Raw genomic sequence first — 26,473 nt, forward strand, 5'->3', positions numbered from 1 at the left:
ATCTTTATATTCCACTCCTTTTAAATTATTAATGTTACATTCTTTATTAAATCATCACCTGCGGTGATGTAATATTAACGACTTCAGAAGGATATTTATACCCCCACTGAAGTTTTCTACTTGTTAGGGTATGTTACTCCCACTTATAGAAGTGGGAGACTTTCCTTCTGAAATGTCGTTAAAAACCTTATCCATTTTTTCCATGAGTCCGAGTTCTAGTATATTACATAATATGGCTTCATTTTTTATTAAAGGTAATCTATTTAGATAGTTTAAACATTGCTGCGCGCAGGTAGATAATAAAAAATCAATTCGGGGTGCTATCGATATACTAAAACTTTTAAAATCTAATTTATCAGTATTAAACAATGAATTTATAGCATTAAAAGAATCACTTTTTATATCCTTTTCTAAATCATCATAAGCATCTATAATATATATCCATTTACCTAAATTATACCCAAGCCAATATAAATCATCCTTAAAGGAAGCAGTCTTATAATAAAATGATATTATAAAGCCTGTAAGGTCAGCAAAAACATGAGAAAGCTCATCTATAGATAGCTGCTCATCAATGCATAGATCCTTATGGTCCGCTTCGAGGGTATTTAGTAATAAAAGCTTTTCTTTTGTATAATTCATTACATCATTATATGCTATATCTGATTTTGATAAATAGTTTTTTAAAAACATTGAAAAAACTTTACTTTTCATTGTTTTATTATCGTAAACATCATCCATTATCTTATAATAGGCTAAAGTAATGTTACAAAAGGCGGCATAATCTATTGCCTGGTTATTATTAATCATAATCCTTTTTTTTAGTGGATGCATAATACATTTGAATTTAATAAAATTGTATTTATTCTCTGAAAGTGCATCCAAAAGTACTGCCAAGAAAGTCATATCATAATTTAAAGTAAGCCTTGGTAGGTTTCCAAAATTATTTTTAATAGAGTTACATAGGCCGCAATAATAAGCTTTGAATTTCTCGTAGTCTTTTATCTTCATTTCCATTTTACATGGAGTTACATATCCAAACATTATAGTTCCTTTGATGATTTTTTTGATTTTAATATTTCATAAATGCTTTTAGCCGTTGTATCCTCTAATCGGTAACCGAGCAAAGTCACAACTTCCTCAATTTCGAATTCATCCTCGCTTTCAATTTCTATGTAAGGAAAAGGACAGAATGTCTTCTCATTTATATCTATTTCAATAAGAGTATTTTTGTATTTATAGCTTTCTCTATATTTTTTAATAGATTGTATAAGCTCTAGACCTAAGGATTCGAATATACCCTTGGCAGCAGCTGCATCTTTAATTTCTGATTCGTGTTCATCCATAATTTTATACTTTTCTTGGCTTATGAGTTTTTTCGTGGTTATGTAATGAACTGTGGAATTTGTTAGTTCATCATGCACTGTTCGTATTCTTGCATAGCCTTTGCCGTTTAGTAACCTTTTATCCGAGAAATCATAAATATTATTTATTTGATTTTCTTGTTTTACTTTTATAGCATTTATGTTTAATAGTTTTTTGCGGATTTCTTGTACATCAATATCTATAATTCTAAGTTCTATTTCTCTCAAAGTAGTTCCTCCTTGTCACTCTTAGGAACATAACAGTTATTAATTGTTATGCTTCTATTTTTATACATCTAATCATTAATTCTTTATTATACCATTAATTGTGATTATATCATAACTTAAGTAAAGTAACATTAATATTGCTTTAAAATTACAAATTCCAATACAGGAAAATAGGTAGTCACAATAATAGTCTGTTAAGAACTAAGGATAATAGCAATATATGACTTTGTTATAAGTGACGATACATAGTATAATAATTGGGCACGTTTAAATAAATGGACTAGCATTATTGACTTGTTATTTGTTTAAATGCGCCTTAGATAAATATTAAGGTGGTGTTTTTTTGGAGTATATAAAAGAAGTTAATATAAATGAGGCTATTATTCATGTTTTAGATAACAATGCAGATGAACCTATCTTGAATGAATATGCATTAGACTTAGATGAAGAAAAATATAACTATTTACTGAAACATATCCAGAAGTGCTTAAAGGATGAAGAATTAAAGTATGGAGTCTTTAATTCCGATCGAAATATAGTAAAAGATTTATCACAAGAATACTTAAATGGTGAGAATAATTTACTGGCGGTATCTAAGGAACTAGCAAGGCAGATGTTTATTTTAATGAGATCTATTGGGAACGTTCCTTCCTGTGATTTGGTAATAGTATCTTTTACCACAGAGTTTGGACCAATGCTTGGGATATTTAAAATGGATTATATTAAAAACTATGTGCACACTATCGAATTTGTGGATAATAAATTAGGCATTGATATAGTATCGCAGGTTACAGGATTACCTGGTAGTTCTCAAAGAATACAGAAATGTACGTTTTTAAAACCAATTAGAGATGAAAATAATTTTGATTTAATGGTTATCGATAAAAAAAGCAAGAATAAAGAAGATGAGGAATATGGCTCAAACTACTTTATAAGTGATTTCTTAGGTTGTACAATTATTGATAATGAAAGAGATGTTACTAAAAACTTCGTGAAGGCAGCTGAAAAATTCACCCAAAACAACTTTGCAGAAAATGCAGATGAAGCAGAAGTTGTTAGAAGTACTATAAAAAGAAAGCTTAGAGAAGAAGATAATATTGATCTTAAAGAATTGTCTGAGGAAATGTTTTCTGAAAATAATGATACTAAAGAAAAATTTGTTGAATTTATAACAGAACAAGGAGTTTCAGAAAATATTAGTCTTGATAAAGAGTGGATAGACAAAAAGCTAAAAAGAGTAAGACTAAAAATTGATAAAGATATAGATTTATACGTAAATGAAGAAACATATCATGATAATAGTCGCTTTGAAATACAAAGAAATGGTGATGGCACAATTAATATGGTTATTAAACATGTAAGCAATTATGTTGAAAAATAGATAAGAAAAAAGTATATATTACGCGTATTGCAATACGATTAATGCATTATACGTAATATATACTTTTTTCTGCGCATGAAAGCATTATAGTTTCCTATATAATAAAAAATAAAACAAAAATACCCACAGTAGAATATACTGTGGGTATTTTTGTTTTAACAATTTAGATTTAAATGAATTTAATCTAATTTATTTTAAAGAATTAGAAGAACCTAAAACGTTAGTGATTTTGCTTTCAACTAATTTAGTTATGTTAGTTCTTGCTTCGCCTAAATATTTTCTAGGATCTATTTCGCCAAGATTTTTTGTAAGTACTTTTCTTATTGAACCAGTCATAGCAAGTCTTAAATCAGTATCCATATTTATTTTACAAACAGCCATAGATGCTGCTTTTCTAAGCATATCTAGTGGAATTCCTTTTGCGCCTTTCATTTCGCCACCAAATTCATTGATCATAGTAACGTAATCTTGATCAACTGCAGATGCTCCGTGAAGAACTATTGGAAAATTGTGCTTTCCAGCTTCTTCTAATTTTTCTGTGATTTTTGCTAATCTTTCAAAATCAAGTTTAGCTTCGCCTTTGAATTTATATGCACCGTGGCTTGTTCCTATAGCTACAGCTAAAGAATCAATACCAGTTCTTGTTACATAATCTACAGCTTGTTCTGGATCAGTATAAGTTGCGTCTGCTGCGGAAACATTAACATCATCTTCAATTCCAGCAAGCTTTCCAAGTTCTGCTTCAACTACAACACCTTTAGAATGAGCATATTCAACTACTTCTTTAGTTGTTCTTACATTTTCTTCATAATCAAGATGAGAACCATCATACATTACTGAAGTAAATCCAGAAGCTATTGCAAGTTTACATTGTGCTAAATCTGAACCGTGATCTAAATGAAGAGCAATGTCAAGACCAGTGTCTTCTACAGCTGCCTCTACCATTTTTCTAAGGTAAGTAGGTCTAGCATATTTCATAGCGCCGCCTGATACTTGAAGTATAACAGCTGACTTGTGTGTAGCACAAGCATCGACAACTCCTTGAATTATTTCCATATTATTGATGTTGAAAGCTCCAATAGCGTAATTGCCTTCTAAAGCTTTTTTAAACATATTAGTAGTAGTAACTAAAGCCATGTTAATTCCACCTTTCAAATTTTGTAATAGGGACATATATTGTCCCTGCGGGACTTTTATGATATGTTATAATTATAAGCTATAATTGGACTATTTTCTACCCCTTTACTATAAATTGTACCCATAAATTTAAAAAATCAAAAAATATTGCTTATAGATACTTTTTCATGAGACATTATATGATCTATAAGATATTTCATACTATGTACAGTGGCTAAACATTCAGACTTATCTTTCATTTTTATATATTGAGTTAATTTTAAAAGCTCGTTGTCCATATGATCTGTATCTTCATGATGTATATATATAGTTAAAAATTTAGAAGCTTTTTTCCAATCAGCTACATAATCTAGTGATAAATTGTATGCATCTTCGTAGTTCTCTTTAAGTATATAGCTTTCTAAGGAAGAATTCAAATTTTGTAAATGGGCGCAATTATAATTTATAAGATTAATAGATACAAATATGCCTATAATCATTGTAAAAAATAAGCCGAAGGCTACAATAACATTTTTCATATTTTCTTATCTTTCCCTTCTTTAAGTTGATAATAGAACTTATTTTTAGAGTCAATCATTCCTATGAAAACATCTTTAGCACATAAAATATTATTTTTTCTTAATATATTGTTTAACCAAGTTATGTCTTTTTTTAAAAGATTTAAATTTTTATAATTTATATTGCCATCCATAATTAAAGGTATAGGCAAAGACTCTTGAGCTATGGATATATTTAAATCATCCTTAGTTGCATTAGAAATACTAGTTTTAGGCAATATGGATAGCTCACCGCTAGTCTCCAAAATAGCATATTGGATATCGGATAAATTAAAATACCCTTTTAATCTAAGTTCTTCGAATAAATCATTAATATTAAATCTTTGGCATCTGAGCTCTGCAATATCAATTTTGCCGTTTTTTATTAATATGCTCGGAGTGCCTGTTAAAATTTTTCTAGCCTTTTCGCTTTTGAGTTCAATATAGGAAGTGGCTATTTGGAGAAATAACAAAGTGAATATTGGTATAACAGCATGTATAATTGGTATTCTTATATCTTCCATGGGGAAGGTTGCAAGATTAGAAATCATCAATGCAATCACAAGTTCGAAAGGTTCAAGCTCACCTATTTGTTTTTTACCCATCATTCTCATAATAAATATTACTGTAAAGTATAAGACAAAAGTTCTGATTACTAAAATAAGCATAATAACACCTCTTTAACATATGATGTATATGTTTCCTTTAAACTCAAAAATTATAAGGGGGAAAGGATACATTTTTTAAAAACTAAAGTATAATAGTAATAACTACTAAAAATAGGGGATGATTGTATGCGTAGTTTCAATATAGGACTTAAGGATGGTAGAAACATTTTAGTTCCAGAGGGAACTATATTAAATGATTTTTTTAAAAAAAATAATTTAGTGAGCGATTTTCCAGTAGTTTTAGGTAAAATCAACAATAAATTTTATGAGCTAGGAAGTACTATCACGCATGGGGGTGATTTTGAACTCGTAGATATTACAAGTAGAATCGGAACGATGGCGTACGTTAGGACCCTTCAATTTGTACTAATAAAAGCAATTTCTGAATTATTCCCTGAAGCTAAAATTTCTATCGAACATTCTTTAAGTAAGGGATTATTTGGTGAGATTCATAAGACTCTTGCACTAGATATTGATGACATATATGATATAAAAAGCAGAATGAGCGAAATAATAAAAGCGGATATTCCTATAAGAAAAATAGCATTTTCAAAAGAGAGGGCAGTGGAAATTTTTACGCAGTATGATATGCAAGATAAAGTTAAGCTTTTAAAATATGTAACAGGAAAAGAGATAAAGCTTTATGAACTAGATGGGAGATATGATTATTTCTATGGCCCTATGGCTTATTCAACAGGAATATTAAAAATATTTGATTTAATGTACTATGAGCCGGGGTTTATATTAAGATATCCAACAAATGATGAACCAGATAGAATCCCTAAATTTTATAAACACGAAAAACTAGCTAAAGTATTTTATGAAGCAGCGCAATGGGGAGAAATACTAAGTGTTGGAAGTGTTGGTGCACTAAACAATGAAGTGGTAAATGGCGATATTGTTAATTTAATTAGAGTAGCAGAAGCACTTCATGAAAAGAAAATTGCATATATTGCGGATATGATTTATAAGCGGGAAAAGGTGAAATTGGTTCTTATTGCTGGACCGTCCTCATCAGGGAAAACTACTTTTTCAAAAAGATTAGGGATTCAATTGAGGGTAAACGGCTTAATACCAATATTTATTTCATTAGATGATTATTTTATTAATAGGGAAATCACTCCAAGAGATGAAAGTGGAGAATATGATTTTGAATCTATATATGCTTTAGATTTAGAGCTTATAAATAAGGATTTAAAATTATTACTGGAAGGCAAAGAGACTGAAGTACCAAGTTTTAATTTTAAAACAGGGAAAAGGGAATGGCATGGTAATAAAATTAAAATGCCCGAAAATGGAGTTATGATTGTAGAAGGAATACATGGATTAAATGAGATTTTAACTTCATCTATATCTAAGGATAGTAAATTTAAAATATATATAAGTCCTTTAACACAGCTTAATTTAGATGATCACAACAGGATTTCTACAACAGACGTAAGAATGACAAGGAGAATAGTTAGAGATTATTTATCAAGAGGATACGGCGTTGAAGATACACTGAAAATGTGGCCTTCTATAAAACGTGGAGAGGAAAAAAATATTTTTGTATTTCAAGAGCAGGCAGATGCAATGTTTAATTCTAGCGTAGTATATGAGCTTTGTGTGCTTAAGAAATTTGCATTAGCCGAGCTTAATAAAGTTGGGGAAGAAAGTCCAGTATATTATGAGGCAAGTAGATTAAGAAGCTTTCTTAATTTTTTTAAAGATGTAGATAAAGATTTAGTACCAGATAATTCAATAATAAGAGAATTTACTGGCGGAAGTTGCTTTTATAAATACTAAAGCACCTGGAAATAAAATAATTACGTTATACTGTGCAGATGCTTACAAGGAGGGAAACAAATGAAAAACTATAGTGTTTTTGACATATTGGGTCCAATTATGGTAGGGCCATCAAGTTCACATACAGCGGGGGCTGCAAGGCTTGGTAAAATTGCCGCTATAATTTCAGGGAAAAATATAATATCAGTAAAATTTGTTTTACATGGTTCTTTTGCTAAAACGTATAAAGGCCACGGAACGGATAGAGCATTAGTAGCAGGGATTTTAGGGATGGATCCTTGGGATGATAGACTTAAAGACTCATTAGCTATAGCTAAAAATCAAGGGCTCCAAATAGAGTTTGCTGAGGACGATTTGGGAGATGTTCATCCTAATACAGTAAAGTTTATTATAACAAAAAAAAATGAGAAAATAGTTGAAGTTGTTGGGTCGTCTGTTGGAGGAGGAAATATTTCGATATTTGAAGTTGATGGCCAACCAGTTAAATTTACAGGTAACTATCCAACAATTATAATTAGCCATAAAGATATTCCAGGGATGATTTCAAAAGTAAGTACCTTGTTATATGATGGAAATGTTAACATAGCATTTATGAATGTGTATAGAAATAGTAGAGGGCTAAAAGCAGCCATGGTGTTTGAGACAGATACCATAGTAACTGAAAACGTATTAAGTAAGATTAAGTCTATGGAGGATATTTACAGTATAAGAGAAATATCACCAGTGCAACGGTCGTAATACAGCGAGGAGGAAATAATATGTTTGTAAACAAAGGGATAGAACTTTTAAGTGTATGTGAAGAGAAAAATATACCGATTTCGGAATATACAATAAGGTGTGAACAAGAAGAAAGTGGATTTACGCGTAGTGAAATTGTTGAAAAGATGAGGAAAAATCTAAATATAATGAGAGAAGCTGCGGAATATGGGCTTACAAATGAAACTAGATCTATTAGTGGATTAATAGGTGGGGATGCAATTAGACTGAATAGGTATGCGCAGGGGGGAAATACACTGACAGGTGAATTTATGATAAAAGCAATGGCGAGAGCTCTTTCTTGCTCAGAAGTGAATGCAGCCATGGGAAAAATAGTCGCTGCGCCGACAGCGGGGTCTTGTGGAATACTTCCTGCAGTAATTATTACAGCAGGAGAGAAGTTAAATAAAACTGAAGATGAGCTAATTAATGCGTTATTCACAGCTTCTGGAGTAGGAATTATAATAGCTAAAAATGCTACAATGTCAGGAGCTGAAGGTGGATGTCAGGCTGAATGTGGTTCTGCCGCTGCCATGGGCGCAGCAGCTGTAGTGGAAATGATGGGTGGTACTCCCGCTATGGCACTAAATGCAGCTGCTATTGTTATAAAAAACATTTTAGGACTAGTATGCGACCCTGTCGCAGGGTTGGTTGAGGTGCCGTGTGCTAAACGAAATATAGCTGGTGCAGTAAGTGCTTTGACTACTGCAGATTTGGCTATGAGTGGGGTTACAAGTCGAATACCTTTTGATGATACAGTAATTGCCATGTATAAGGTGGGAAAACAATTACCTTGTGAATTAAGAGAAACAGCTATGGGCGGGCTTGCAAGTACTCCTACAGGACTTGAACTTGCAAAAAAAATATTATTAAAACAAGGTTCGCTTAAATAAATATATTGTTGGAAGTTAAGAGAGGGATATCCTAAACGGGGTGTCCCTCTTTTTTGTATATCACATCACTTAGTAAAGTAACCTTTAAAATCATAATGAATAGAATAATAAAGGAGATAACTAATTAAAGGGAGGGATAGAAATGAGTGGTACAATACAGATGAAAATGAAGTGTATAACACATACAGAAATATTAGTGAAGATATTTTTGAGGGGATTGATGAAGAATACGTAAATGAAAGTGCAAAATAATGATAGTTTGGTGTTGTGAATGAAAAAAACCTATATTTTTATAATCGGTGTAATTGCATTAATGTTTATAAGCACTTCTTCAAGTTTAATAAATACAATAATATATTCTATAGCTATAGTTCCGTTAGCTATTCTACTAGGAGATCAAACCACTAGCATTTCAGATTATATAGGGCAAAAAAAAGGGGGGCTTTTAGCTGCTACAGTAGGCAATGTTCCAGAGCTGATGATGGGAATATGGTCAATAAAGTATGGAATGATACCTATGGTTCAAGCTTCTTTAATTGGGTCAATTGTAAACAATATGCTTTTGGGTCTTGGAATTGCGGTAGTGTTTGGAGGATTTAAGTTCAGGCAGCAGAATTTCAATAGGATAATAGCACGAACAAATTTCAATATGTTACTATTGGCCTTGTCCTCCATGGTAGTTATAGCAACATTAAATAGATACTCTGTAGTTAAGGACTCGGTACTTATATCCATAAGTGTGAAAGTTGCTTTTTTACTGATAGGTATTTATATCTTAGGACTAATATTCTCATTGTATACTCATAACAATTTGTTTGTTGTAAGCGTGGATAAAGAAGAAAAAAAAGTTGTCGTGAATAAAAAAGTTATTGAAAGTGTAATGATTTTAATTTGTATATCTGTATTACTTTATTTTATAAGTGATAAGCTAATTTATAATATTAGAGAGTTTACTAAAAACTATAATATATCCCAAGAGTTCATAGGTATAATTTTAATTCCACTTTTGGGTAATATAGGAGAAAATGTTTCTACAATAATGTGTGCAATGCAAAATAAGGTAGATATGAGCTTAGAAACAGCTATAGGATCAAGCATCCAAATTTCACTTTTTGTTACCCCTGTGCTTGTAATATTTTCTTGTTTTATGGGGTTAAATATGACACTTCTATTTCCAACCTTTCACATAATAATGTGTAGTATAGCTGTAGGTATGTCTTTTTTAGTCTTTCAAGATGGGAAAACCTATTGGCTAGAAGGAAGTATTTTAATTACTACCTATATCATAATTACTTTAGCATATTATTATATTGTCTAGGTAAATTCAGATAAATAACAAGTCACACCTTTGACTTGTTATTTATTTTAATGCACCTAAGCATAAATAGATATATATAATAATATAATTAAACTAAAAGGTGATTATTTGGCACATAGAAGAGTAATTCAGAATTATTACGATGATGTAAATAATTTAGCAGATATTTTAACTAAACTAGTTAGTTCTTATAGGCTATTAATAGGTGGAGCAGATGAATTAAATAAAATTGCACTATCTAAAAAAAGTGAGGTTAAGGATGCATTAAAAAGAGCTGATAATTTGGGGGATATTATAGACGAAACAATAAAGGTGCTAGACGATGCGGGTTATAGTTATATGTCTTATTGCAAAATTAAGACCGAGGTTATGAACTGCAAGATTCAAACAGAGTATATAGAAACAGAGATTGACGAGGAGCTAAGGTTAAAAGATTAATTATCTCCTACGGAGCTATTAAGCATCTCCTGTTATAAAATTGTGGACTTTCCTTCTGAGATGAGATGTCGTTAAAAAAGTGTGAGAAATATTATATTTCTTACACTTTTTTTATTTGAAATTTACTTACCATAAGATAAGAGAGTATAAATATTATAATAATAGTAAGAGGGAAATTGTGTGGAGAATTTAAAGTCACGAAAGCATAGAGTGCTAAAAGCATTCCAGAAATAGTAATAGGGATACCAGTATAAACATTATTAAATTTAGAGTTATTATATCGTGCTAGTCTATATGCACCAGCTACAGGGAAAACTAAAAAACAAATATAACCCAAATAGCCTAAGGAAATGAAATTATATAAATTATATATAAGCAAAGAAGGTGCAACGCCAAAAGATACTAGATCAGCTAATGAATCCAATTCTTTTCCTAAAGCGCTAGATACTTGTAAAAAGCGTGCTACTTGGCCATCATATCTATCCATAAAACCAGCTAATAATATAAAAATTACAGATAATTTGTAATTAGCTTGAAAAGTCATTAGCAAGGATAATAAACCAAAAATTAAATTTCCAAAAGTAAGAATATTGGGTATAGAGGATTTCTTCACTAAATATCACTCCTAAAATAATAAAATTTCACTAATATATTAATATAAAATCATACTTTAAATTATACATCATATTATAGAAACATTTAAGTATGAAATCATAAATTTTATTATTGGGTGGTCAAGGAAAAATATAATAAAAAAATATTAATATTAACATTTATTTATGGTTAAAATAAAAATATTAGTAATTTTTATCTAACATAAAAAATTAAGAAGGAGGAATATAAAATGAAAGTTTCTGAAATAATGACTAAAGACGTTTTAAGTTTAGCTGTAGATGATACTGCAAAGCATGCAGCCGAGCTTATGAAAGAACATAATATAGGATCAATTCCTGTAAAAACAAAGGAGAAAGTGATTGGTATTGTAACGGATAGGGATATAATACTTAGATGCGTGGCAGAAGGCAAGGATGTAAAAACGCAAAAAGTTCGAGATATTATGACTTCTAACCCAGTAGTAGGAGATCAAAATATGAATGTGGATGATGCTATTAGGATTATGAGTGAAAGGCAAATAAGAAGGCTACCAATAACGGCAAAGGATCAATTAGTTGGGATGGTTTCGCTAGGGGATGTGGCATTAGAACCAAAGCTTCATGAAGAGGCTAGGGACGTACTCAGTGATATTTCTATCCCATGCACACAGAATATTTAATGAGAATGTTAAAAAATAAATAAAAAATGTAATTTATTAGCGCAATTATATGTTAAATTACTATTGACTTTTATTTTATTAACTAAAAATCCACAGGAAAGGTAAATCTTGTGGATTCATTTTTAAAGAGGTATAATGTTTATAAATAACATATTAAATTTAAACGGAAATAGGGGAGAATGTAATGAACAAGGTAAAATTTATTTATAATCCATATTCTGGAGAAAATACTATAGCATCAGATTTAGATAAGATAATAATGATTCATCAAAAATATAAGCACACGATAGTGCCATATAGAATATGCAATGAAAATCCTATATCAGATGCTTTTTTTGATATAGACAAAAATTACAAATACATTTTAATAGCAGGTGGAGATGGAACTTTAGATACTGTAGTAAATGAGATGAAAAAAAAGAATATTGATTTACCTATAGCAATTCTTCCCGCAGGTACTGCAAATGATTTTGCAAATTATATAGGAATGCCTCAAGATGTTGAAAAGGCATGCAATCAAATATTAACAAGCGATGCAAAAAAAATAGATATAGGGAAAATAAATGATAAATATTTTCTGAATGTAGCGAGTGCAGGTTTATTTACAGATATATCACAAAAAATGGATATGGATCTAAAAAACACTATAGGAAAACTTGCATATTATATAAAAGGAATTGAACAGTTACCTAATTTTAGAAAACTAAAAATAAAAGTTAGTTCAGATGAAGTTTCTTTTGATGGAAATATGTATTTAATGTTAGTGTTCAATGGACAAACTGCAGGAAATTTAAAATTTGCATATAAAGCTAAGGTGGACGATGGACTTTTAGATGTAATTATAATAAAGGCTGGAAACATGAAGAATATCTTAAATATTTTTATTAAAATGATTCGAAATGAGCATTTAGAAAATATAGAAGGAATTGTTTATTTTAAAACTGATAGATTAGAAATAGAATGCTTCGAAGGTATTGGTACAGATATAGATGGAGAAAGAGGACCCGATTTCCCACTCCTTATAGAATGTGAAAAAGGTGGAATATCTATATTAGGTACTAAAATAAAGTAAATTAAGCATAATATCAAACATAAATTAATAAATATTAATAGTAGCAATTTTAGGAGAGTATATGAATGAGTATATATTTTTTACTGCTGTTGATAGTGTTTTTTTTATTGTATGAAGGTATAATTTCTAGTTTGATTTATGCACCTAAAAAAATTAAAATAATTAGTGTTATTGCTTTAATTTTAATGACGTTTAGATACATAGCTTTAATAATCCTTTCCGTTATAAAAAATCAAAATTATTTATATTTATTAAAACCTTTGGTATTCACAAATTTACTTAGCATACCAATATGTGGCGTTATTTCAGTGTTTATATTTGCAAGAAACAATAAAATTAAACTTAAAAAGATTTTATTTATCTGCTTAATGTTGTCTGTAGTATACTGCATTATGATATATAAATCTGCTTCAGATATTAATGTATCAATCCTTTGTGGATACATTATAGAATTACAACTAGAAGGTTATTGTTATATTGGACTACTTATAATAAATTCAGTTTTTATTATTAAAGGTATAGAACTTTTTAACAAAACATATTCTAATAAAATAGGATCAGCAATAATAATAATATCTTCTATTGTTACAATTATTTCAGTAATTCTAACTTCAATAAATGGAAATCTCCCATGGTTATTGCTAGGCGATATTTCTTGGATTATAACCATAGATTATGGATTAATAAAGTTTAAAAAGAAAAGGCAAAATGGTTAATGTTATAGCACCACAGGTGAAAATTTTAAAAGCATATATGACTACAAAAAAATGTAGTCATATATGCTTTTTTATTTTCTAGTTCTAGCTTTTTTGCTAGGACTAATTTTTGAGTCAGTTTTTGAAACGGTTGTTGAAATAGTATTTGAAACGGGTTTTGACCCGGTCTTTAAAGGATTTACTTTAGAATTTTTATTCCCTTTAAATTTGGAATTAGTATTTGCCTTCATAGGTCTTGGCGGTATTAATGATTTTTTATCAAAACCAATTAAATCTTCCCTATGAGCTTTTATTAGTGCTTCTTTTACAATATTATAGTTATCTGGATTTTTAAATTGCATCAGAGCCCTTTGCATATTTTTTTCTTTTTGCTCAGTTGGAACATAAACCTTCTCATTCGTGAAAGGATTAATTCCGGTGTAAAATATTGTGGTAGATAAACTCCCGGGTGTTGGGTAAAAGTCTTGGACCTGTTCTGGAGTATATCCCATTTCTTTTATATATTCTGATAATTTAATTGATTCATTTAAGTCACAACCAGGGTGGCTTGACATAAAGTATGGAACTAAAAATTGATTTTTATCCAATTGTTTATTTGTCTGCGAATATTTTTTAACAAAACGGTCAAATACCTCTTGCTTTGATTTTCCCATTTGGTCTAGTACCTTGTCGCTTATGTGTTCAGGTGCTACTTTTAATTGTCCGCTAATATGATGTTGACACAATTCTTCAAAAAACTTAGGGTTTTTATCAAAAATTAAATAGTCATATCTTATTCCAGAACGAATAAAAACTTTTTTAATGTTTGGAATTACTCTAACTTTTCTTAATAAATCCAAATATTCAGTGTGGTCGATAATAAGATTTTTACATGGAGTTGGAAACATACATTGTTTATCTCGACATACACCTACTTTTTCTTGGATTTTGCAAGCTCTATGTCTAAAATTTGCAGTAGGTCCACCAATATCGTGAATGTATCCTTTGAAATTTTTTAAGGTAGTTAAAAGCTTTGCTTCATCTATAATAGAGTGTTGGCTTCTATTTTGAATAACTCTACCTTGATGAAAGGTTAAAGCGCAAAATGAGCAGCTACCAAAACAACCTCTATGGCTGGTTATAGAAAATTCAACTTCAATTATTGCAGGAATACCGCCCTTATCTTCATATATAGGATGATATGTTCTAGTGTACGGCAGACCATAAGTTATATCCATTTCATTTTGCGTTAAAGAAATTTGAGGAGCATTTTGTACTACATATCGATCATTATGTTTTTGTATTACTACTTTTCCTCTTATGTCATCCTGTTCCAAAGACTGTAATTTATAGCTTTCTGCATAAGCATTTTTATCAGTGGAAACAGTTTCGAAAGAAGGTACCTCTATAAAGTCTTTAAGTTCACTAATATCTTTTGAAGCGTAGACAGTTCCACGAAGGGTAGTCATTTTATCAATACTCATGCCATACTTGAAAAGATTAGCCATTTCAACTATAGTTTTTTCTCCCATACCATAGATTAGTAAATCTGCTTTAGCATCAATTAATAAGCTTCGTCTTACTTTATTAGCCCAATAATCGTAATGGGCAAATCGCCTAAGGCTGGCCTCTATTCCACCAATTATAATTGGAACATTTTTAAAAGCTTCGCGAGCGCGATTACAATACACAATTACTGCTCTATCTGGTCTATGACCTGACTTGCCACCTGGTGAATAAAGATCAGTGTGTCTTTTTTTCTTTGCTGCAGTATAGTGATTAACCATAGAATCTATATTACCTGAATTTATAATAAATGCATATTTAGGTTTTCCAAGTTTTCTAAAATCATCAACGCTTTCCCAATTAGGCTGGGCGATAATACCTACGGTAAAGCCTTCTCTTTCTAAGGTTCTTCCGATTATAGCAGTTCCAAAGGAGGGATGATCAATATATGCATCCCCTGTAATTATTATAAAATCTAATTGAGATATATTTCTTTCTTTCAAATCATTCATGCTAATAGGTAAAAATTGTTTATTTGATATCATTTAATCCTCCTAATAGACTAGTTGAGAATTGATAGTGGAAAGTTGCGAGTTTAAAATATAGTTTAATATTTTTCAGGTTTTCATAAAAACCAACCATAACCCTCAATTTTCAACTCTCAAATTAAAGCTAGTTGTCTTGTATTAACTGTATTTAATAATATTAACATAACTATTGAAAAATATGAACTGTAAAAGTTTATAAATGTTAGATTGTGATTATAAAATGTCGAATTTTAAGAGAAAATAAGCATTTTAAGGTAATAATAAAAGATAACTCACTAGAGTATTTTAAATATTATAATGCAGAAATTTAATTCTAAAAATATACTGTGTTACTTAATTAGATTATAGTAGCATAGTGTATTTTTTTTGGAATTTAGAACAAACTATTAATGTTAATGAAATTTATAGATTGTTTTCTAAGGAGGAATTAATTTGAAGAGTAAAAAGCAATTATTTAAAAGATGTAGTGCTGTGATTATGATAGTTTTAATTACATATTTTGCAAATGAAATTTACCTTAATATTTCTAGTATGAAAGTTATGGCACAGGTTTACAAATATGGCGCGCGCGGTGAACAAGTTAAACAAATTCAAACTAAACTAAAACAATGGGGATACCATAAGGATAGTGTTGATGGAATATATGGTTACAATACATATCTTTCTGTTAAGGCATTTCAAGGTAGTAATGGATTAGATGCAGATGGAATTGCAGGAAAACAAACACTTGCGGCCATGGGTATTTCGGTTAGTACATCAACTCCAGGTGGATCAGCTTCCGGCCAAAACGTAACAAATAATAAGGATGTGGATTTAATAGCTATGCTCATAAATGGGGAGGCTAGAGGAGAACCTTATGAAGGTCAGGTGGCTGTTGGAGCAACAATTTTAAACAGAACAAGAGATGCAAGATTCCCGGCTACAATAGCGGGAGTAATTTATCAACCAGGGGCATTCACAGCTATAGTCGATGGACAAATAAATGCAAAACTTGAAGAAAGCTCCGTAAGGGCTGCAAGGGATGCAATAAATGGATGGGACCCCTCAGATGGAGCAGTATTCTATTTTAATCCTGCAACGGCTACTAATAAGTGGATATGGTCACGCACACTTATAAAAGTAATTGGTAAACATAGATTTTGTAGCTAGAATAATCATAAAATAGTAGTAGAAAATTTCTACTACTATTTTATATGCATTATTCTTGCGTGCAATATTTAATTATTAGATCTAGAGTACATAATATGGAATCCATATGAGTCCTTTCATATCCATGTGAAGCGAAAATTCCGGCACCAATTAAAGCGGTTTTAATATCCCATCCAGCTATTAGAGCAGCAGAAGCATCAGAACCATAGTGTGGATAAATATCTATTTTATAATCTATGTTTTCTTTTTTGCATATATTTGTTAATTTTTTCCTTAGATCTAAATCATAAGGGCCTGTTGAGTCTTTAGCGCAAATACAAACACTATACTCAGATGAGTTTTGATCAAGACCAGGGCAACCCATATCTACTGATACAAACTCTTTAGTGTTTTCTGGAATTGATGCAGAAGCTCCATGTCCAACTTCTTCATAATTACTAATAAATATATTAGTTGTATATGGAAGTTCAATGTTATTTTCTACTATGTGTTTTATAGCATAAAGGAGAATTGCAACTGAAGCCTTATCATCTAGGTGCCTAGATTTTATAAAACCTTTTTCGGTAAAGAGTGTTCTCGCATCAAAGCAAATGAAATCACCGACGCTTAAGCCTAATTCCTCCACTTCTTTTTTTGAAGAAATTTTTTCATCAAGAATTACTTCCATGTTTTCAGGGGTTCTTTTAAGTTCACGAGCATCATTACCACTAATATGCACTGAAGGTTTTGTGCAATGGATAGTTCCGGTGAAGGTTTTACCATCAATAGTTTCTATGGCGCAATTTTCACCTTCTATTGAATTCATCATGTATCCACCTATAGGATCTATTGCTAAAGAACCACTGGAATTAATATTTTTAACCATTGCACCAAGTGTATCCACATGAGCAGAAAGTGTTCTTTGGTAATCGTTATTTTTGCCTTTTAAGGTGATTACAATTGCACCTTTATTAGTAATGAAATGTGCTGCGTTTAGAATATTAAGCTCATCATTTATATAGTCCATAATTTTTTGTGTATAACCTGAAGGACTAGATATTGATAAAATGTTCTTTAAATAGTATTTAATTTTATCTTCATTATAGTTCATATTATCACTCCTTAAAATGGAATCAGTATAAGTTTAATTTTACCATAAAAGGCACTTAATTGGAACTCAAATATTAAGCTAAGTTAACAAATAAGCAAGAGTGAATAGGGGGAAAGTATAGGAATATTAGATTCTTTGTAGTATAATATGCTTGAGTAGAAAAGGAGATTACATATGAAGAAAAAAGCAATTATAGTATTAGGAATTTTAGTGTTGTTAGGTGCAATTATATTTACTAGCTACTCTTATTTTAAAGTAAAACAATGGGATTCTTTGATTTTACCTAAAATCAAAATAGAAAATGAAGACTTAACAGGTAAAACTAAGGAGCAAGCCCAAATAATAATGAAGGAAAAGTACTCAAGTAAGGTGATTAAGAAAAAAATTACAATAGTAAATGAAGATAAAAAATATACCTTGGACTATTCAATGCTAGACGCAAAATATAATATTGATGAAGCTATAAAGCAGGCAATGAGCTATGGAAGTGACATGAATATGTTACAAAGATATAAAGCTATTAAAAATCCTGATGATAAGCAAATAAAGCTGACCTTTGAATATAATGATAAGGCTGTTGATAAAATATTAGAGGAAATGACAAAAGATATAAATAAAGATCCAGTAAATGCAACTATAACTATGGTTAGCAGTGGAAACTTTAGTGTTACAAGTGACGCTTATGGAAAGCAGTTAGAATCAGTAAAATTGAAAAAAGAAATTAAAAGTAAAATAAATGGTCTTCTCTCGGGAGATGATATAAGTATCACGGCTCCAGTAAAGAAATTAAGTCCTAAAGTTACGGAAGCTTCCTTAAATGCGATAAATACAAAAATTTCAAGCTATAGTACGAACTTTGCAAGTTCACAAGAAGGCAGAGCTACAAATATAGAGTTGTCTACTAAAAGTATAAATGGGACACTACTTATGCCAGGAGATGTCTTTAGCTTTAATGGAATTGTAGGAGAGAGAACTGCAGCAAGAGGATATAAAACCGCTGGCGTAATTGTTGGAGATAAATTAGAGCAAGGGTTAGGTGGGGGAATATGCCAGGTTTCATCTACTCTGTATAATGCAATGCTTACAACTGAAATTCTTTCTGTAGAAAGAATTCATCATACAATTTCTTCGGGTTATATCCCAAAAGGACAAGATGCTACAGTTGATTATGGCAATCTAGATTATAAGTTTAAAAACACATTTGAGTATCCAATATACATTGAAGGTGTTATATCAAACAGAAATCTCTCATTTAACATTTATTCTAATTCCACATTAACTAAAAGAACTTATGAAATTGTAAGTGAAGTATTGGAAGTTACTCAGCCAAAGACCGAAACAATACAAGATCCAACTAAGTACGAGGATGAAAAAGAAATTGTTAAGACGGGTTATGCAGGATTTAAAGTCAAAGTGTATAGAAAAACTTACGAAAATGGTAAGCTAATTGGTACACAGGTTATAAATAATGATACATTCAACGTTATTAATGGAACTATAAAAGTTGGTACTAAGAAGAGAGCATAACGTTTAATTAACGTTATGTTCTCTTCTTAATGACATTTCAGAAGATGATTTAATAAAAAAACTTAAGAAGGAGAATGAAAAATATGGATTACAAATTGATATGTATAGATATGGATGGTACACTTCTAAATGATAAAAAAACTATTAGTGAAAGGAATCTTAGCGCTATAAGGCTAGCTAATAAAAAGGGCGTAAAGATTGCGGTATGTACGGGAAGAATTTTTGCCTCTGCTGATTTTTTCTCGGATCTCTTGGGAGTTAAATCACCGGTAATAGCTGCGAATGGTGCTTATATTAGGGAAAAAGATAGAGATGAAGTAGTTTACAATGAAGCGTTAGGTGTGGAAAAATGCGAAAAACTGCTATCTGTGTTTAAAAAGTATGAGATTTATCCGCATTTTTATACGAAAGACATGATTTTTACGGAAAATTTAACATATTCTACATCTTTTTATGCGGGAGTTAATAAAACACTACCAAAGGATAAGCAGATCAAAGTAGTGCTCGTGAAGGAGTGGAATGAGATATTTAAGAAATATGAAACTGAAATTTTTAAAGGTATAGGGGTAGATGAGGATACAGAAAAAATCCGAAAAGCAAAAATATCATTAAGAGATATGGATAATTTTGAAGTGGTAAGCTCTCATTTCGATAATTTTGAAGTAACAAATAAGGGAGTATCAAAGGGAAATGCGGTTAAGATTTTAGCTGATTATTATGGAATAAATCGTGAACAGGTTATTTGTATAGGAGATAGTGAAAATGACTTATCTATGATTAAAATTGCAGGACTTGGAGTTGCTATGGGAAATGGAGATGGGTTCGTGAAAGAAGCTGCAAAATATATTACTGATACTAATAATAACGATGGAGTAGCGAAGGTTATTGAGAAATTTGTGCTAGAAGTGTAATGGTAAGCCTTTCATTCCATCCTTGAAAGAGTGGAATGAAAGGCTAATTTTGAGTTGTAGGAAGTTATTCCAGTCAACTTCAATGATTAGGCTTTATTTTCTATCCATTTAATAAATTTTTTTGCTTGAATTCTAGCATAAATGGGATATAAAAAGGGTAATATTCTATTAAGGCCAAGGGTGACTGCATATGCCTTTGATGGATATATAGATTTTTTATTTTTTTCAATACCTTTTATTATGCTTTCAGCAACTTTATCTGCTGTCTGAACTGGCCAAGGTACTGGTGCTTTATCTCCAGCTCTTTTAAAAAAGTTAGTACTTGTAGCAATAGGATAAATTAATGAAAGTCTGCCTTTATCTCTAATTTCATAATTATGGACGCGTCCAAAGCCATCTATTGCACTTTTGGTAGAACAGTATAAGGAATATCCTGGTAAAGGGACTTTACTAACAGCCGAACAGGTAATGGCTACATGATATTCTTTTCCTTTATTGAGTTTTTTCATTTTTTCAAAAGCATAAATAGGGGAAATTACATTAGTTTTAAATATATCTTCAATGTGACCCCAATCTGGCTCAAGTATTTCTTCACAATAGGCAAAACCTGCATTAGCTATAAATATATCCACATGACCTAAAGTAGCTATTGCATATTCAAACAGCTTATCCATCTCTTCCTTATTAGATACATCACAGGAATATGGTATTACATAGGATCCGAAGTTATTTATTTTTTCTACATTTCTACCAACTGCTATTACATTTGCATTATACACACCTAATCTTTTTAATACCTCATTGCCTATACCCGAAGAGGCACCTGTGAGTATAATATTCTTATCTTTAAAATTCATTTAGTTTACCTCCATATAGAGAATTGTCATTACAGCTGCCTGCTTACTACATAAGTCATTTCTTGTAAATTAAACATTCCATCATGAGATGTGCCTGGATAGTGCCTAGACATAAAACCTGGCTTAGTTACAATGCTTACTCCAAGTTGAGTCATGTTTTCAATAATTTCAATATCAGATCCATTATAACCCATAGTTTGAAGGTAATCTTTAATGTTTTTTTCTACATAATTATAAAGTTCTTCCTTACTTTCATAAGGGCTAACAAAAATAAATCTATTAAAGCATCTATCTATATCTTCTTTATCTGGTAATGTTTCATTTAAAACTACTGTATAGTCAGCATTCTTTGAAGAATATACTTTTGTTTCATTTTTCAGGCCATATTTCAATAAGCAATATTGCCTATCTTGTATTGTTTTTACTGAGTTCCATGGATTCAAGTATGCTTTAGGTAAAACACTTGATAAATTCTCTAGGGACTTAGCAAGCTCAGAAGCAAAAAAAATCCTGTCTATATCTTTATTTATAAAAATAATTCTTGGAGATAAACAAGCCTTTTGTTCCCAAAATACAATATCGCTTCCTATATTTTGGGCAACAACTTCCAAGTCTTTTTCTTCATCTATTACCTCGAAACTAATTTTAGGACCATGCATAATAAGATGTGTTTGATGTTTAGCACATAATCCAGCCATTATTCCACCAGAATATGCTCCGCCCCAATGTACTACACAATCACTTTCTTTTACTAAAGTTTCATATATATTTGAGGAGGAACTATCAAAATAAGTTACTGAAAGTCTATCCTTTATACTGCTATCAATTTCGCATAGACTTTGATAAAAAGCATATGCAAAATATGGTTCATCTCCTGATACTTTAACTATATTACAATTCTTTGATAATAAGCCCATAGAGATACTTACAGGTATTACGATGAATGCATTACCAGATACGTTATGGAAAATTAATCCTCTAGGTTGTCTATGGCAATACCCATAGCTTGTTTCTGCCCAATTATCAAGTACATCACTATCACCTAGTTCTTCTGAAATTTCTTTTTCAATGTTCTCTCTTAAAAGCATTGACATACTTCCTTCAAGTTCATAGGCTACAAGTTGCGGACTTTGATTGGTTATTGTAGCCAAAGCATCAATATGTTTCTGAGAATATTCTCTATTTAGCCATAGTTTAGCACATTTATCTAAAGTTTCTATAGTTCTTTCTGTAGATATATCATGAGCAGCTTTCTTATTTGAATTAAGTCTTTTTATCTCGCTAATTATCTGTTCTTCATCTGTACAATTTAATTCTAGCTTTAACCCATTTATATCTTTTTCTAAAATTGTCTTTCCTACTGTATATTCAATTCTCATTTTTTACCTCCTGATACATTAAGTGTTGCACCACAGCCTTTAGCCTCTGCTCCTTTAACTCTTCCAAGAATCTTTATGGTCATTTCATCTTTGCCACAATCTGGGCATCTATTTGTAGAAACTATTTCTCCAATATCATCTACAAGCACGGATGCACCTGCAAAAGTATCAGTACCATATGCATTTAATACTTGAATAAATCCTTTGTTTCCAACTTTATTTAATGGATTAAGAGTCTTTACATCTCTTATGATTACTCTTCCCCAGCTAGGTACATGGAAGAGGTAATCCTTATGCTTCTTTGAATAATGACCTGTTATAACGAAACTATTTTCTGTAAAAGAATATGAATCAATAAAATTTTCTTCCGGTACTCCGAGAAAACGTGATACAGTTTCTACAAATCTCCATCTCTCAATTTTATTCCCAATATTTACAGATCCCTTTCTACCATCCCAACCACCTCCTCCAGTATGAATTAAAACATTCTTTCCAAGGTTAACAGGCTCCATTTTATCCATTAAATATTCAATAGTATTATAAAATATTAGGGTGGACCCTCCAACTAAAAGATAATCTTCTTTATTATTATGATTAGTAATAAACTTCTCAAATTCATCTATATCTACTTGGAAATTACCTTCAAAAGGCTTTAATAAGAAAAGTGTACTTTTACCAAAATCAAATAAATCAAGGAGGTTTCCAATATAGGACTCTGTTGGTTTATCACACAAATTCTCACTATTATGCATTCTCATTACTTCTGGTTCTGGATAAAAAACACATTCATAATCAAATCGAGGTCGAAGTGTCTTTTTATCGCAACGCATCAATTCCTGGATTTTTAAAAGATCTGGAAGATTTCTTCCAACTACACTAGGATCTCCGCTTGTACTACTAGAAACTGTCCACTTTTCAAGATTCTTTGTATTTATTCTAAGAAGATTTGAATATAGCCCTGATGACTTTTTAAAAAGGGTGGTCGCAATAAAAGGAACATGATTAATATCCTCTTTTGTATTTAGATCTCGGCTTGGATTGTATGATTCATTGTCACAAAGCAACTTATATGCACTGCATTGCTCATATTGATTTATAACATTACTTCTAAAATCTTTAAAATAATTATATTTACTCATTAAGTACCCTCCTATTTTACTATTGAAAATCATAAACTAATGGATATTTATTCCGTATGCATTGAAGTATAGTTGAAAATTAGTTGTTTGTTAAATTTATATTTTAAGAATATTTATCTTACTATAGTTCAAAATAGGAACTTCACAGAGGGTATGCTTACTTTTACATAGAATTAATCCAATTTAATGTGTAGAGTGTTAGTTGACTAATTCACAAATATAACCATAAAATACATTGAATCACTAAAAAGTTACTTGATTGGGAGGGGTTTTCTATTAAGACTTTGAGAGGGAAAATTGCAGTGTTTTACATAGTTCTAACTATAATTATTACTTTAGTTAGTGCTGTATCAATTTATAATATATTTGAAGTAAGAAGATCCATAGATAATGTTGAACTGGATAGTTACAAAATTGTAGATTCATCAAATAATATGGATGAATGCATTGATAATCAACTTAAAGCAATATTTCAAAATGATTACCAAAATAGCGTTAATTTATTTTATGACAACAATCAAAAATTTTATATGTATTTTAATACGGAAAGTGCCCGAGTTACAAATCTAAATGAGAAGATATTAATGAATAAAATCAATACAAACTATCTTAAATTTGTAAAACTCTATTCTCAAATTGATACAAAAACCAATACCATTGATTCTATTAAAACTTATAATTCATCAATAATTTTATCTGCTAATGATGTGAAAAAAGACCTAAGAGATATTGTTGAAATTAGAAAAAAAACTATAATTAAAGATAAAATTAAAGTTAAGCAGGTTAGCTTTTTTTGTATTTGCTTTAATCTATTATCTATTCCCATAATAATAATAGGCTTTATTATATCTATTTTTTATATAAATCGGGCACTGAAGCCTATAAGAGCTCTTATCCGTACTATTCAATCCGTTAAAAATGGGGATTTAAGCACTCAAGCTCCCGTATTTTATAACGATGAAATAGGAACGCTTGCTACTGAATTTAATGAAATGACTAGAAAGCTTTTTGAATATGAAAAAAGTAGTAAAGGTTCTTTAATGGCAGAGAAAAATAGGTCTCTTACTATAGTTAAAAGTATTCCTGATCCAATAATAGTGCTGGATGTGAATTTTAGAATCATGCTTCTTAATAAGTCCTGTGAAAACTTTTTTAATATTAAAGAAAATGAAGTGGTTAACACACATTTTTTAGATAGTATTCGAAATTTTGATCTTTATGATCATGTTTTTTCAGTAATTAATAACTTGCAAAATGAAGAGAAAACTATAAAAGTGTCTACAAAGGGAAAAACATATTTTTTTAATACTACAGTAAATCCAATTAAAGATAGTAGTTTAGGAATAGATGGTGTAGTTATTTTGATGAAAAATGTTACTGAATTAAAACAATTAGAAAAAATAAAGATAGATTTTATTGATACTGTATCTCATGAATTTAAAACTCCGCTTACCTCAATTATGATTGGTATTGAACTTATTCATGATAAACATATTGGCAAGCTCAATGAAAAACAAGTAACAGTGTTAGACACCATAAAAGAAGATGGTGAAAAACTTTCAGATTTAGTGACTAATCTTCTTCGGTTATCTCGTATTCAATCTGATAGAACTATTTTTAATATTAAACCTTGTAATATTAAAAATATTATAGAAAATTGTTGTAAATCCTATGAGGCACAAGCAAAATCTCTGGGTATTAAAATGAACTATGAACAAAAGAAACTTCCTCTTGTCCTTGGTGACAAGGAAAAATTAGAATGGCTGTTAAATAACCTAGTCTCAAACTCCTTTAAACATTCTAATTTAGGAGATGTGATATCCATAGGTTCTTATTTGAAAAACAATATGGTTCATTTATTTGTCAAAGACACTGGTGAAGGAATGCCAACAGAATATAAAGATAAAGTTTTTGAGAAATTCGTGCAAATTAAAAGTAATGATTATTGGTCTGGGAGCGTAGGTCTTGGACTTTCTATTGCCAAGGAAATAGTGGATGCCCATAAGGGAACTATATGGTGTGAAAGTGAACTTGATGTGGGTAGTATCTTTACATTTACCCTTCCTATTTCTAGAAATAAAAAGGGGCGTGCGTTATGAAAAGTAAAATTTTAGTTGCAGATGACACAAAAAATATAAGGGTGCTGTTAACAACATGTTTAGAATCACGAGGATGTGAGGTTATATCTACAGGTAATGGAAAAAATGCACTTGAAATAATAAATGAAGAAAAGAAAGATTTAGATCTTATATTTTTAGATATTAGAATGCCAGAAATGACTGGTACAGAGGTTTTAAGACAAATACGATCTATGAATATATCTTGTCCAGTAATTATTATGACAGCCTTTGCCACAGTGAAAAATGCTATAGATTGTACAAAACTTGGTGCTGTAACTTATCTTCAAAAACCCTTTTCTGTTAAAAGGATAGATTCACTGCTAAAGGATTTAGTTAAAATAAAGCCCGAACTTATAGAAGGGGTTAAGGATGAAAACTATTATATTAATAAAGCTGAAAATCAAATGGCTAAAGGTAATTGTACTCAAGCATTAGGAAGTTTAAGAACTGCACTTTATATTAATCCATACAACGGCAAGATATATGGATTAATAGGGGAGTGTAACCAGTGTGAGAAAAATTATAAAGAGGCTGAAAGATTTGCTGCTATAGCAAAATTATTTTAAGACTTCTACATATATAGGATTAAGTGTATATGAAAGTTATGAAACTCTTGATTATCAAGGGTTCAGAACTTATTTATTTATAATAAACATTGGAAATATGTATCGGATTTTGATATAATGTAGTTTAGATGAAATAG

25 protein-coding genes are annotated in these 26,473 nt (G+C 30.5%); 14 read left to right on the forward strand and 11 right to left on the reverse strand.

Annotated elements, in window-relative coordinates; all coding sequences use genetic code 11:
- Positions 1–123: 123 nt before the first annotated feature.
- Both ACWJJ2_RS17210 and ACWJJ2_RS17215 read right to left on the reverse strand, forming a co-directional pair.
- The gene (locus ACWJJ2_RS17210) at positions 124–1,044 is read right to left on the reverse strand and encodes a DUF5685 family protein (RefSeq protein WP_216301871.1); all 921 of its coding nucleotides are present in this window, start codon (positions 1,042–1,044) and stop codon (positions 124–126) included.
- Positions 1,044–1,592 carry a class IV adenylate cyclase gene (locus ACWJJ2_RS17215; RefSeq protein WP_216301872.1) on the reverse strand — a complete coding sequence of 183 codons (549 nt, stop codon included), beginning with the start codon at positions 1,590–1,592 and terminating at the stop codon, positions 1,044–1,046. The genes ACWJJ2_RS17210 and ACWJJ2_RS17215 overlap by 1 nt, the downstream gene beginning before the upstream one ends.
- 343 nt (positions 1,593–1,935) lie before the next feature.
- Between ACWJJ2_RS17215 and ACWJJ2_RS17220 the strand changes: the two genes are divergently transcribed.
- Positions 1,936–2,973 (forward strand): nucleoid-associated protein, encoded by a 1,038-nt coding sequence (locus ACWJJ2_RS17220; protein WP_462953614.1) that lies wholly within the window; start codon positions 1,936–1,938, stop codon positions 2,971–2,973.
- A 189-nt stretch (positions 2,974–3,162) separates the two neighbouring features.
- Here the strand turns inward: ACWJJ2_RS17220 and ACWJJ2_RS17225 are convergent, their stop codons facing one another.
- The 3 genes from ACWJJ2_RS17225 to ACWJJ2_RS17235 form a co-directional block, all read right to left on the reverse strand.
- The gene (locus ACWJJ2_RS17225; RefSeq protein ID WP_165413650.1) at positions 3,163–4,110 is read right to left on the reverse strand and encodes a ketose-bisphosphate aldolase; all 948 of its coding nucleotides are present in this window, start codon (positions 4,108–4,110) and stop codon (positions 3,163–3,165) included.
- Positions 4,111–4,247: 137 nt separating this feature from the next.
- A complete protein-coding gene (locus tag ACWJJ2_RS17230) occupies positions 4,248–4,628 on the reverse strand; it encodes a DUF4363 family protein (protein ID WP_165413649.1) in 381 nt (126 codons plus the stop codon).
- Positions 4,625–5,314 carry a DUF421 domain-containing protein gene (locus ACWJJ2_RS17235; protein ID WP_216301874.1) on the reverse strand — a complete coding sequence of 230 codons (690 nt, stop codon included), beginning with the start codon at positions 5,312–5,314 and terminating at the stop codon, positions 4,625–4,627. The genes ACWJJ2_RS17230 and ACWJJ2_RS17235 overlap by 4 nt, the downstream gene beginning before the upstream one ends.
- Before the next feature lie 126 nt (positions 5,315–5,440).
- Between ACWJJ2_RS17235 and ACWJJ2_RS17240 the strand changes: the two genes are divergently transcribed.
- The 5 genes from ACWJJ2_RS17240 (at position 5,441) to ACWJJ2_RS17260 (ending at position 10,504) form a co-directional block, all read left to right on the forward strand.
- Positions 5,441–7,099, forward strand: a complete 1,659-nt coding sequence (locus tag ACWJJ2_RS17240) for a nucleoside kinase (protein ID WP_462953615.1) — start codon at positions 5,441–5,443, stop codon at positions 7,097–7,099.
- Positions 7,100–7,159: 60 nt separating this feature from the next.
- The gene (sdaAB, locus tag ACWJJ2_RS17245; RefSeq protein ID WP_165412671.1) at positions 7,160–7,837 is read left to right on the forward strand and encodes an L-serine ammonia-lyase, iron-sulfur-dependent subunit beta; all 678 of its coding nucleotides are present in this window, start codon (positions 7,160–7,162) and stop codon (positions 7,835–7,837) included.
- A gap of 20 nt (positions 7,838–7,857) precedes the next feature.
- Positions 7,858–8,748 carry an L-serine ammonia-lyase, iron-sulfur-dependent, subunit alpha gene (gene sdaAA / locus ACWJJ2_RS17250; protein WP_462953616.1) on the forward strand — a complete coding sequence of 297 codons (891 nt, stop codon included), beginning with the start codon at positions 7,858–7,860 and terminating at the stop codon, positions 8,746–8,748.
- A gap of 271 nt (positions 8,749–9,019) precedes the next feature.
- Entirely contained in the window at positions 9,020–10,066 is a 1,047-nt protein-coding gene (cax, locus tag ACWJJ2_RS17255) for a calcium/proton exchanger (RefSeq protein ID WP_165412673.1), read from the forward strand.
- Between the two features lie 108 nt (positions 10,067–10,174).
- Positions 10,175–10,504 (forward strand): hypothetical protein, encoded by a 330-nt coding sequence (locus ACWJJ2_RS17260; protein WP_216301877.1) that lies wholly within the window; start codon positions 10,175–10,177, stop codon positions 10,502–10,504.
- A gap of 100 nt (positions 10,505–10,604) precedes the next feature.
- On the opposite strand, the gene pssA is transcribed toward ACWJJ2_RS17260, so the two are convergent.
- On the reverse strand, positions 10,605–11,117 hold the full coding sequence (gene pssA, locus ACWJJ2_RS17265) for a CDP-diacylglycerol--serine O-phosphatidyltransferase (RefSeq protein ID WP_216301878.1): 513 nt from the start codon (positions 11,115–11,117) through the stop codon (positions 10,605–10,607).
- A gap of 231 nt (positions 11,118–11,348) precedes the next feature.
- Here pssA and ACWJJ2_RS17270 point away from each other — a divergent pair, with 231 nt between their 5' ends.
- From ACWJJ2_RS17270 to ACWJJ2_RS17280, 3 genes are all read left to right on the forward strand, one after another.
- Positions 11,349–11,777, forward strand: coding sequence for a CBS domain-containing protein (locus tag ACWJJ2_RS17270; RefSeq protein ID WP_220286103.1), 429 nt, complete (start codon positions 11,349–11,351; stop codon positions 11,775–11,777).
- Positions 11,778–11,961: 184 nt separating this feature from the next.
- On the forward strand, positions 11,962–12,849 hold the full coding sequence (locus ACWJJ2_RS17275) for a YegS/Rv2252/BmrU family lipid kinase (protein ID WP_220319577.1): 888 nt from the start codon (positions 11,962–11,964) through the stop codon (positions 12,847–12,849).
- A gap of 65 nt (positions 12,850–12,914) precedes the next feature.
- Positions 12,915–13,565: a hypothetical protein gene (locus tag ACWJJ2_RS17280; protein WP_462953617.1), complete on the forward strand. Its 651-nt coding sequence runs from the start codon at positions 12,915–12,917 to the stop codon at positions 13,563–13,565.
- A gap of 71 nt (positions 13,566–13,636) precedes the next feature.
- On the opposite strand, the gene ACWJJ2_RS17285 is transcribed toward ACWJJ2_RS17280, so the two are convergent.
- Positions 13,637–15,592 (reverse strand): YgiQ family radical SAM protein, encoded by a 1,956-nt coding sequence (locus ACWJJ2_RS17285; protein ID WP_462954359.1) that lies wholly within the window; start codon positions 15,590–15,592, stop codon positions 13,637–13,639.
- A gap of 438 nt (positions 15,593–16,030) precedes the next feature.
- On the opposite strand from ACWJJ2_RS17285, the gene sleB reads away from it, so the two are divergent.
- Positions 16,031–16,747: a spore cortex-lytic enzyme gene (gene sleB, locus ACWJJ2_RS17290; protein WP_375294741.1), complete on the forward strand. Its 717-nt coding sequence runs from the start codon at positions 16,031–16,033 to the stop codon at positions 16,745–16,747.
- Between the two features lie 49 nt (positions 16,748–16,796).
- Here sleB and ACWJJ2_RS17295 read toward each other — a convergent pair whose 3' ends face one another.
- A complete protein-coding gene (locus ACWJJ2_RS17295) occupies positions 16,797–17,837 on the reverse strand; it encodes a M42 family metallopeptidase (RefSeq protein ID WP_462953618.1) in 1,041 nt (346 codons plus the stop codon).
- A 174-nt stretch (positions 17,838–18,011) separates the two neighbouring features.
- Between ACWJJ2_RS17295 and ACWJJ2_RS17300 the strand changes: the two genes are divergently transcribed.
- Both ACWJJ2_RS17300 and ACWJJ2_RS17305 read left to right on the forward strand, forming a co-directional pair.
- Positions 18,012–19,364 carry a VanW family protein gene (locus ACWJJ2_RS17300; RefSeq protein WP_220286101.1) on the forward strand — a complete coding sequence of 451 codons (1,353 nt, stop codon included), beginning with the start codon at positions 18,012–18,014 and terminating at the stop codon, positions 19,362–19,364.
- Between the two features lie 83 nt (positions 19,365–19,447).
- Positions 19,448–20,275, forward strand: coding sequence for a Cof-type HAD-IIB family hydrolase (locus ACWJJ2_RS17305; protein ID WP_216301884.1), 828 nt, complete (start codon positions 19,448–19,450; stop codon positions 20,273–20,275).
- An 86-nt stretch (positions 20,276–20,361) separates the two neighbouring features.
- Here the strand turns inward: ACWJJ2_RS17305 and ACWJJ2_RS17310 are convergent, their stop codons facing one another.
- The 3 genes from ACWJJ2_RS17310 to ACWJJ2_RS17320 are packed head-to-tail and all read right to left on the reverse strand — an operon-like array spanning position 20,362 to position 23,650.
- Complete coding sequence (locus tag ACWJJ2_RS17310; RefSeq protein WP_216301885.1) at positions 20,362–21,132, reverse strand: SDR family NAD(P)-dependent oxidoreductase; 771 nt, start codon at positions 21,130–21,132, stop codon at positions 20,362–20,364.
- Between the two features lie 29 nt (positions 21,133–21,161).
- Positions 21,162–22,511: an acyl-CoA reductase gene (locus ACWJJ2_RS17315; protein WP_216301886.1), complete on the reverse strand. Its 1,350-nt coding sequence runs from the start codon at positions 22,509–22,511 to the stop codon at positions 21,162–21,164.
- Entirely contained in the window at positions 22,508–23,650 is a 1,143-nt protein-coding gene (locus tag ACWJJ2_RS17320) for a LuxE/PaaK family acyltransferase (RefSeq protein WP_216301887.1), read from the reverse strand. The genes ACWJJ2_RS17315 and ACWJJ2_RS17320 overlap by 4 nt, the downstream gene beginning before the upstream one ends.
- Positions 23,651–23,934: 284 nt before the next feature.
- On the opposite strand from ACWJJ2_RS17320, the gene ACWJJ2_RS17325 reads away from it, so the two are divergent.
- Positions 23,935–25,749, forward strand: coding sequence for an ATP-binding protein (locus tag ACWJJ2_RS17325; protein ID WP_462953619.1), 1,815 nt, complete (start codon positions 23,935–23,937; stop codon positions 25,747–25,749).
- A complete protein-coding gene (locus tag ACWJJ2_RS17330; protein ID WP_462953620.1) occupies positions 25,746–26,336 on the forward strand; it encodes a response regulator in 591 nt (196 codons plus the stop codon). Before ACWJJ2_RS17325 ends, ACWJJ2_RS17330 begins: the two co-directional genes overlap by 4 nt.
- Positions 26,337–26,473 lie beyond the last annotated feature (137 nt).

The sequence above is a fragment of the Clostridium sp. CM039 genome (assembly GCF_055081075.1).

Bases quoted from the DNA above. Each gene is read 5' to 3' on its own strand.
- ACWJJ2_RS17210 (WP_216301871.1), bottom strand. From the start codon at position 1,044: ATGTTTGGATATGTAACTCCATGTAAAATGGAAATGAAGATAAAAGAC.
- ACWJJ2_RS17225 (WP_165413650.1), bottom strand. From the start codon at position 4,110: ATGGCTTTAGTTACTACTACTAATATGTTTAAAAAAGCTTTAGAAGGC.
- ACWJJ2_RS17230 (WP_165413649.1), bottom strand. From the start codon at position 4,628: ATGAAAAATGTTATTGTAGCCTTCGGCTTATTTTTTACAATGATTATA.
- ACWJJ2_RS17235 (WP_216301874.1), bottom strand. From the start codon at position 5,314: ATGCTTATTTTAGTAATCAGAACTTTTGTCTTATACTTTACAGTAATA.
- ACWJJ2_RS17240 (WP_462953615.1), top strand. From the start codon at position 5,441: ATGCGTAGTTTCAATATAGGACTTAAGGATGGTAGAAACATTTTAGTT.
- sdaAB (WP_165412671.1), top strand. From the start codon at position 7,160: ATGAAAAACTATAGTGTTTTTGACATATTGGGTCCAATTATGGTAGGG.
- sdaAA (WP_462953616.1), top strand. From the start codon at position 7,858: ATGTTTGTAAACAAAGGGATAGAACTTTTAAGTGTATGTGAAGAGAAA.
- cax (WP_165412673.1), top strand. From the start codon at position 9,020: ATGAAAAAAACCTATATTTTTATAATCGGTGTAATTGCATTAATGTTT.
- ACWJJ2_RS17270 (WP_220286103.1), top strand. From the start codon at position 11,349: ATGAAAGTTTCTGAAATAATGACTAAAGACGTTTTAAGTTTAGCTGTA.
- ACWJJ2_RS17275 (WP_220319577.1), top strand. From the start codon at position 11,962: ATGAACAAGGTAAAATTTATTTATAATCCATATTCTGGAGAAAATACT.
- ACWJJ2_RS17280 (WP_462953617.1), top strand. From the start codon at position 12,915: ATGAGTATATATTTTTTACTGCTGTTGATAGTGTTTTTTTTATTGTAT.
- ACWJJ2_RS17295 (WP_462953618.1), bottom strand. From the start codon at position 17,837: ATGAACTATAATGAAGATAAAATTAAATACTATTTAAAGAACATTTTA.
- ACWJJ2_RS17300 (WP_220286101.1), top strand. From the start codon at position 18,012: ATGAAGAAAAAAGCAATTATAGTATTAGGAATTTTAGTGTTGTTAGGT.
- ACWJJ2_RS17305 (WP_216301884.1), top strand. From the start codon at position 19,448: ATGGATTACAAATTGATATGTATAGATATGGATGGTACACTTCTAAAT.
- ACWJJ2_RS17310 (WP_216301885.1), bottom strand. From the start codon at position 21,132: ATGAATTTTAAAGATAAGAATATTATACTCACAGGTGCCTCTTCGGGT.
- ACWJJ2_RS17315 (WP_216301886.1), bottom strand. From the start codon at position 22,511: ATGAGAATTGAATATACAGTAGGAAAGACAATTTTAGAAAAAGATATA.
- ACWJJ2_RS17320 (WP_216301887.1), bottom strand. From the start codon at position 23,650: ATGAGTAAATATAATTATTTTAAAGATTTTAGAAGTAATGTTATAAAT.
- ACWJJ2_RS17330 (WP_462953620.1), top strand. From the start codon at position 25,746: ATGAAAAGTAAAATTTTAGTTGCAGATGACACAAAAAATATAAGGGTG.